General features: G+C 67.9%; 9 protein-coding genes. 2 read left to right on the plus strand and 7 right to left on the minus strand.

What is annotated here, in order from left to right; genetic code table 11:
- The 3 genes from ABZT02_RS45940 to ABZT02_RS45950 all read right to left on the minus strand — a co-directional run.
- The coding region (locus ABZT02_RS45940) for a hypothetical protein (RefSeq protein ID WP_356029398.1) at nt 1–220 on the minus strand (220 nt) is incomplete at its 3' end.
- Between the two features lie 284 nt (nt 221–504).
- Nucleotides 505–630 (minus strand): hypothetical protein, encoded by a 126-nt coding sequence (locus ABZT02_RS45945; RefSeq protein WP_356029400.1) that lies wholly within the window; start codon nt 628–630, stop codon nt 505–507.
- A 781-nt stretch (nt 631–1411) separates the two neighbouring features.
- Nucleotides 1412–1699 carry a hypothetical protein gene (locus ABZT02_RS45950; protein WP_356029402.1) on the minus strand — a complete coding sequence of 96 codons (288 nt, stop codon included), beginning with the start codon at nt 1697–1699 and terminating at the stop codon, nt 1412–1414.
- 116 nt (nt 1700–1815) lie between these two features.
- Here ABZT02_RS45950 and ABZT02_RS45955 point away from each other — a divergent pair, with 116 nt between their 5' ends.
- Nucleotides 1816–2778, plus strand: coding sequence for a nucleotide kinase domain-containing protein (locus ABZT02_RS45955; RefSeq protein WP_356029404.1), 963 nt, complete (start codon nt 1816–1818; stop codon nt 2776–2778).
- 31 nt (nt 2779–2809) lie between these two features.
- On the opposite strand, the gene ABZT02_RS45960 is transcribed toward ABZT02_RS45955, so the two are convergent.
- The 4 genes from ABZT02_RS45960 to ABZT02_RS45975 are packed head-to-tail and all read right to left on the minus strand — an operon-like array spanning nt 2810 to nt 5220.
- Nucleotides 2810–3598, minus strand: a complete 789-nt coding sequence (locus ABZT02_RS45960) for a hypothetical protein (RefSeq protein ID WP_356029405.1) — start codon at nt 3596–3598, stop codon at nt 2810–2812.
- Between the two features lie 43 nt (nt 3599–3641).
- A complete protein-coding gene (locus ABZT02_RS45965; protein WP_356029408.1) occupies nt 3642–4538 on the minus strand; it encodes an ImmA/IrrE family metallo-endopeptidase in 897 nt (298 codons plus the stop codon).
- Nucleotides 4535–4939: a helix-turn-helix transcriptional regulator gene (locus tag ABZT02_RS45970; protein WP_356029410.1), complete on the minus strand. Its 405-nt coding sequence runs from the start codon at nt 4937–4939 to the stop codon at nt 4535–4537. Before ABZT02_RS45970 ends, ABZT02_RS45965 begins: the two co-directional genes overlap by 4 nt.
- Entirely contained in the window at nt 4936–5220 is a 285-nt protein-coding gene (locus ABZT02_RS45975) for a phosphopantetheine-binding protein (RefSeq protein WP_356029412.1), read from the minus strand. Before ABZT02_RS45975 ends, ABZT02_RS45970 begins: the two co-directional genes overlap by 4 nt.
- A 93-nt stretch (nt 5221–5313) precedes the next feature.
- Between ABZT02_RS45975 and ABZT02_RS45980 the strand changes: the two genes are divergently transcribed.
- On the plus strand, nt 5314–6198 hold the full coding sequence (locus ABZT02_RS45980; protein WP_356029415.1) for a nucleoside triphosphate pyrophosphohydrolase family protein: 885 nt from the start codon (nt 5314–5316) through the stop codon (nt 6196–6198).
- The last annotated feature ends 323 nt before the right edge of the window (nt 6199–6521 follow it).

Here is a 6521-nt window from a genome sequence, read left to right on the forward strand (position 1 = left end):
CTTTGCCGTGGGCACAGTTGGGAGCGTAGTGCACACCGCACCATGGTGCAGAGGATGGCGTCTCGTTATCGAACAGCGGCGGGCATGGCCCCAGGTGACGGTGCCGTATCTGGCGGATGGGGGCATGAAACATGGCAGCCGTGATGTCGCGCTGGCCTTGATTTTCGATGGCCAACTCCACAACGCGCGGATTGTTGAGTGGCAGGTTGCTGAACGTCACGGCCACACTTCTGTCCTCGTTCGGCCTGATCAGCGGCGCATTGACTCCACCCACCACACGACCCTCCGCTTCGGGTCGCTCGCCCGGAGCGTGGCCCAGGCCCCCAAGACTCCAACCGCGACGCCACTGATGATCGTGATGACGAACTGTCAGAGGGAGCCAGACGCCCACCAATGCCCCGCCAAAGGTGTCATGAGCTGAAACTACCGGACTGGTGATCGCCGCAGTGAGAGTTCAGATCGTCCGGAGCGTGCCGTCGAGGGCCTGGCGGACGTGGCCGGCAGTCAGATCCACACCGGGATGGGCGTCGGCGAACAGACGCAGCCGACCGAGCGGAGAGTCGGGGGCGTTTCGGCCAGCTCGGCACCAGCGACCTGGAGGGCGAAACGGAGGTCAGTGTCGTTGTCCATGGCCCCAGCGTAAGACGTAGGACTGACAGCCAGCACTGGATTACCGGGGCGCTCCCGCGCCCCCAAGTCGTAAGTGGCTCTGCTCTGTGGCGCCCCTGCGGCTTCGCCCCTTGCAACCCCTTCGCCGTCGCCTCAAGGCTCTGTTGCCGCCGCCAGGCGGCCCAGCCTCGAAGCCTCGCTGTGTAAGTGTGACAGCCGTCACGTCGAAGGCGTCCTGACGGAGGGGGTCGAGCTCCGCATCAGTAAGTGTAAGGGTAAGCGTGAAGACGAAGTAGCAGGCTGGAGGCCCTGTCGGGCCTCGCATACCAGAGCTGCTTGCCCCTTACGTAGAGACTCCCTCGGGTTGACCGCTTCGAGCAGCTACCTCTTCAGGTAGGACGTCACCGAGGGTTCAACTTCCACGTTGGGGGGTGATCCGGATACCGAACTGGGAAGGTTCTGACAGGCGCTCGCGCCTGCCGGCCGACTGGCCCAAGATCCGGCTCCGGGTCCTGCGACGCGACGGAGGGCAGTGCACCGCGCTGAACGAAGCGGGTGAACGCTGCGTCGAGCTCGCAACCGACAACATGCTCCGGATACTGGCGTTGCGCCGCCCAGAGCACACCAGGAGTCGCGCGCGCTGTCCTGCAATGGCACCGAGCCCGGTCCACGGCGACGGCCCTGGGGGAGTCCAAGCAACCGCCGAGGACGAACGGCGCACACAGCAGTGACCCTAGGACCGCCGGCGGCGTTGACCGGGATACCAAAGGCGCCCGGATGAGAAGCCGGGATCGACGCGACGTCACCTCCTGGCGCGGGTGCGTCCAGGAGAGCGCACGGAGGGCAGGTCGTCGCGCGCGTTGTCAGCTTCGAGGGCGTCGGCGGGCATCTGGCGATAGGAGTGGAGGAGTTCGGCTATGACGGCGGGACGGACCGCGGCCGCTGTCACGAGTGCTGCCAGAACCTGGGAACGCGATGTCTGCTCCCCGGCTGCGGCTGCAGCGCGGACCAGGACGTCCAGCCGTCGGTCGACGTCCTCCGGCCAGTCGACCAGCGTCTTGCGTCGTGGACACTGCCATAGCAATTCCACACGTCCCCCTCGCTGACATCTATCTATATTGAATATATATTGAGCCTATGGTGACGGTGCTGCAAGAGCGTGCAGAACAACGGGACTTAGAGCGCGGCCCTGCGAGGAGGATCCGTGTGGCCGGCCGCACGCTGACAGTGACGCCGGTGTTCGACACCTATTGGCGTTTCGCGGCGGCGCGGCAGAAGGTCTACGAGGCACGCCTTGCCGGGGGAGCTGGACCGTTCACGGACGACCCGATCCTGCAGCGCTACCGCTTCACCAACTGCTTCAGAGCCGCCGACCGGGTCAGCCAGGACCTCATCGGCGGCGTGATCTACCGCGGCGAGCAGACGTGGGAGGAAGTCTTCTTCCGGACCCTCCTGTTCAAGATCTTCAACAAGACCTCGACGTGGCGGCTGCTGAACACCGCGCTGGGAGAGGTGCGGTGGGACACCTACGACTACCGCGCCTTCGACCGGGTGCTCTCCCAGGCCTTCACGGCGGGGCAGCGGTTGTACTCGGCCGCCTACATCGTGCCCCCGCCGCAGCTCGGCCAGCAGCGCAAACATCAGAACCATCTGCGGCTGCTGGAGATGATGGTGACCGCAGACGCGCCGCAGCGTGTGCTGTCCGCGCCGACGCTGCAGGACGCCTACCAGGTCCTGCTGGGCTTCCCGGCGATCGGCCCGTTCCTGGCCTACCAGTTCGTGATCGACCTCAACTACGCGGCCGAGATGCCGTTTTCGGAGATGGACTTCGTCGTCCCCGGTCCGGGTGCGCGCGACGGGATCCGCAAGTGCTTCGGGCTGGCGGCCGACGGCATCGAGGCGGACGTCATCCGCTACATGGCCGACACCCAGGACGAGCACTTCGCCCGCCTGGGGCTCTCCTTCGCGGGACTGCGCGGGCGGCCGCTGCAGCTGATCGACTGCCAGAACCTGTTCTGCGAGGTCGACAAGTACGCCCGGGTCGCCCACCCGGACATCGCCGGGATCAGCGGCCGCAGCCGCATCAAGCAGACCTACCGGCAGCAGGCCGATGCGATGCCGGCCTGGTTCCCGCCCAAGTGGCAGCTCAACGGCCCGCCCGGGCCTTGAGGTTGCCCACCGCCCCCCATGCGGTCGGCTGTCATGCCGCGAGGCGGCCGGTGCCGGTCAGTAGGGGCCGCAGCTGGGTGATGGGGCCGTCCAGCCGCGCGTGGCCGGCCACCACGGTCAGCGTCCCGCAGCCCAGCCCGGCCTGAGCGGCGATGTAGGCCAGCAGCCGGCCCAGGCCGAGGTAGTTGCCGTAGGCGCGTTCGAACATGAAGTGGCTGCGGTACAGGACCGCGGCGTGCACCCGCCGGTCGCGGTCCAGTTGGAGGGAGATGTGGCTCAGGCAGGGAAAGCCGATGTAGCTGTTGTCCTTGCCGGCCGTGTGCACCAGCAGCTCCGCGCCGGCCTCCTCCGTGTCCGTAGCTGCGGCGATGTCGATCTCGTAGGCGGCGGCTATCTTGGTGCCCGCGGTCTGGGCCCGCAGCCGGCTGATGACCGTGCCGAGCTGGTCGACGTCGCTCTTCGACGCCGCAGGGTAGGACACCAGGCGGCCGAAGTACGTACCGCGGTGGTTGCCCGGATACCGCTTGATCACCTGGTACATCTGCCGGTAGCGCCGGGCGAGTTCCTCCGGACCGTCGCACCGCGCCGCCAGGGCTGCGGGGAACAGGGTGCTGGCCACCGTCTCCAGCGGCCACAGCCCGCGAGCGGTGCGCAGCCGGTCCAGTTCGGCGCGGAAGGCCGGGTCGTCGCTCGTCGGGTCGGCGATGCGCACCACGGTGTGCAGGCCGGTCCGGTCAGGGTTGTCCTTGCGGTCCAGCTTGTTGCAGGCGGCGACCCAGGCCTGGGTGACGTCGCGCTCGGTCACGGTGAAGGTGTGCATCAGTCCTCCTGACACATGCGGTGTGATCCGGGGGTCCGTGCGCTTACAGGGGCCAGGTGTCGTCGACCCCGGCACGCGGGGCTTCGCGCACCACCGTCAGCCGCAGCGGACGGCTGTGCGAGGGCGCGGTGATCTCCACCGAGCCCTGTTCGCCCGGCGGGAGTTCGTCGGTCATCACGGCACTCGCCAGCGGCGTCGTACCGTCACTGGTCCACGGCTCAAGCCCCTTGGGCAGGACGTCGAACAGCGCGTTGTCCAGGTGGAGCACGAGGACATCACCCGCGTCGGCGTGCACGGTCTGCCCCGCGGAGGCCGCCGTGATCACGTGCACCTGGGCCTGCGCGGGCAGTGAGGCCCCTCCCACCAGCGAGCTGCGCAGGCCGGCCGGAGGGATCTTGGCCCATTGGCCGGCCCGGCCGGCATCCAGCAGCCGGAGATTCACCAGGTGACGTACCGTCCCGGCGTACGACGTGCCCAGCTCGCGCGCTAGCCGGTAGACGTGCTCGGGAGACGACGGGCGACCGCCGCAGATCCTTTCCAGCGCCGCCCGCACCGCCGGCAGGGGCATCAGGAACCACGCCGCGAACGCCTCCGCCGTCTTTTCCTCCTCGGGCCAGCTGCCGTTGCCCCAGCGCAACGCGGGATCCAGCTCCTCGTCCGCCGCGGTGCGATGGCCCAGCCGGTGATGTCCCAGCTCATGCGCGGCCGTGTGCCGCTGGGTGACCGCGTTCAGCGAGGCATTCAGCATCACGGCGGGCCCCTGGTCGGCGGGGGAGAAGTACACGCCGAACAACCGGGGCATCGGCTGCGCCATCCCGATCACGCCCGCCGCCCCCAGCGCGCGGTGCACGTGCACGTACTGCGTACGGTCGATGCCGAGGTCGCGGTGCGCCTGGACCGCTGCGATCGATGCGATCCGGTGTGCTAAGCCCCAGTTCACGCCGTCGGACTCCCGCCGTCGGCGCCCTGGTCCTCGCGTTCTGCCGCACGCCGCAGGGTGAGGTACTCGGCGAACTCCAGCACGGTCTTGGCATCCCCGTCGGTGAGCTGGGCCAGCGCCCGCGGCAGACCCGCCAGGGAGTACTCGCTGGCGTCGGCGTCCTTCTCCTCGGCCAGGAAGTAGGCGACCGGCTGCCGGTACAGGCGGGCCAGCTTCTTCAGCTCCAGGCTGTCCACGCGCCGCTCGCCGCGCTCGATGTCGCTGATGGCCGAGCGGGGGATACCGGTGGAGTCCGAGACGAACTGCTGGGACATGTTCAGGTAGTCGCGGGTCTTCTTGAGCCGTTCACCGAGCCGGATCAGCTCAGGATCACGGTCGCGGCTGTCCGAGGGAGGGGTCATGGCTGCTGCCTTTCCTTGATGGCGTCCAGTACCGCCGCGGCGAACGCTCCCACCGAGCCGGTGGCCTGGGCGGCCTCCCGGTCGGCGGGAATGGCGACCTGGAAACGCTCCTCGATGCGTGTGAGAATCTCGACCACCAGAAGCGAGTCCACGGGCAACTCCCGCCCGCCTTGCTCCAGTTCAGAGCGGAGATCGTCGGGAGAGACCCCCTCGTGTTCAGCGAGGAAGTCGAGGACGACGGAGGTGATCTCGTCCGTGCTCGGTGTGCCTGCGTTCGACAACTCTCCCCAATCGTCTGCATTTCCAACGGCGCTGTCGTAGCATACGACACGTTGTCGGGAAAGCAAACAAGGCTGTCCCAAGATCAGACAGGTGTGAGTGTGGACTTCAAGCGCTACCAGGAAGCGGCCGTCAAGACCCTGCAGCCCCCCGCGGACGGCACCGATCCCGTCCTCGTGCCTCTCCTCGGCCTCGCCGGCGAGGCCGGATCCCTGACCACCGCCTACAAGAAGTTCCTGCGCGACGGACCGGCCTTCGAGCAGGGCAAGCACCAGTTACGCGAAGAGCTCGGCGACGTCCTGTGGTACGTCGCCGCTCTCGCCCACCGCTTCGGACTCGACCTCGACGACGTGGCCGCAGCCAACCTGGAGAAGACCAAGGACCGCTGGCGCCCCACCCCCCAGGACGAGCACGTCCCCTTCGACGCAGACTTTCCCGCCCACGAGCAACTGCCCCGGCAGACCTCGCTGACCTTCACGCCCACCAGGACCGACGACGGCCGCACCGTCATCATCCTCACCCGACAAGACGGAACCCCCGCCGGTGACCCGCTCACCAGCGCCTCCCACGTCGAGGACGGCTACCGCTTCCACGACATCTTCCACCTCGCCCACGCCACCGTGCTGGGCTGGTCCCCCGTCACCCGCTTCCTGCTGGGCCGCAAACGCAGGAGTGACCCTCGCGCCGATGAAGCCGAAGACGGTGGCCGCGCCATCGCCATCGAGGAAGGCATCTCCGCCCTGGTCTTCTCCTACGCCGCCCGCCACCGCTTCCTCGCCGACATCAAACACATCGACCAGGAACTCCTCGCCACTATCGGCCAGATGACCGCCCACCTGGAGGTGAGCATCTGCCGAGCCGCGGACTGGGAGCACGCCATCCTCACCGGCTATACCGCATGGCGTCAGCTGCGCGAGAAGAACGGCGGCACTGTCCACCTGGACCTCGACCAGCGCACCCTCACCGTTACTCAGAACTGACGGCCCGAAAGTGGGGGACGCCCCAGCCGCAGCGTTCCCCACCGCATGAGCGAGCCGGGCCGTGGGAGGGAACCCATGGCCCGGCTCGCCTCATTGGACTACTAGGCGGCACGTGGGTGCTGTCGTCGGCACAGGCGGCCGCGGAGCGGAACGTGCCCACGGGGTGGCCGAAAGTGGCTGGTGACCTGCACATACTCGTCTGGCTTCTGCCCAGGATCCGTCGGATAGTCCGCAGTTATCGAGTTCAGACCTTACGGGCGGGAACTGACATCGCCCCTCCGCCAACGCCTTCACGGCGGCTGGACCAACTCGCAACAGGGATC

The organism is Streptomyces sp. NPDC005402, from assembly GCF_040606575.1.
Lineage (GTDB): Bacteria > Actinomycetota > Actinomycetes > Streptomycetales > Streptomycetaceae > Streptomyces.

Excerpts from the sequence above, each read along its gene's own strand:
- ABZT02_RS45970 (WP_356029410.1), bottom strand. The coding sequence starts at position 4,939 with ATGACCCCTCCCTCGGACAGCCGCGACCGTGATCCTGAGCTGATCCGG.
- ABZT02_RS45960 (WP_356029405.1), bottom strand. The coding sequence starts at position 3,598 with ATGCACACCTTCACCGTGACCGAGCGCGACGTCACCCAGGCCTGGGTC.
- ABZT02_RS45945 (WP_356029400.1), bottom strand. The coding sequence starts at position 630 with ATGGACAACGACACTGACCTCCGTTTCGCCCTCCAGGTCGCTGGTGCC.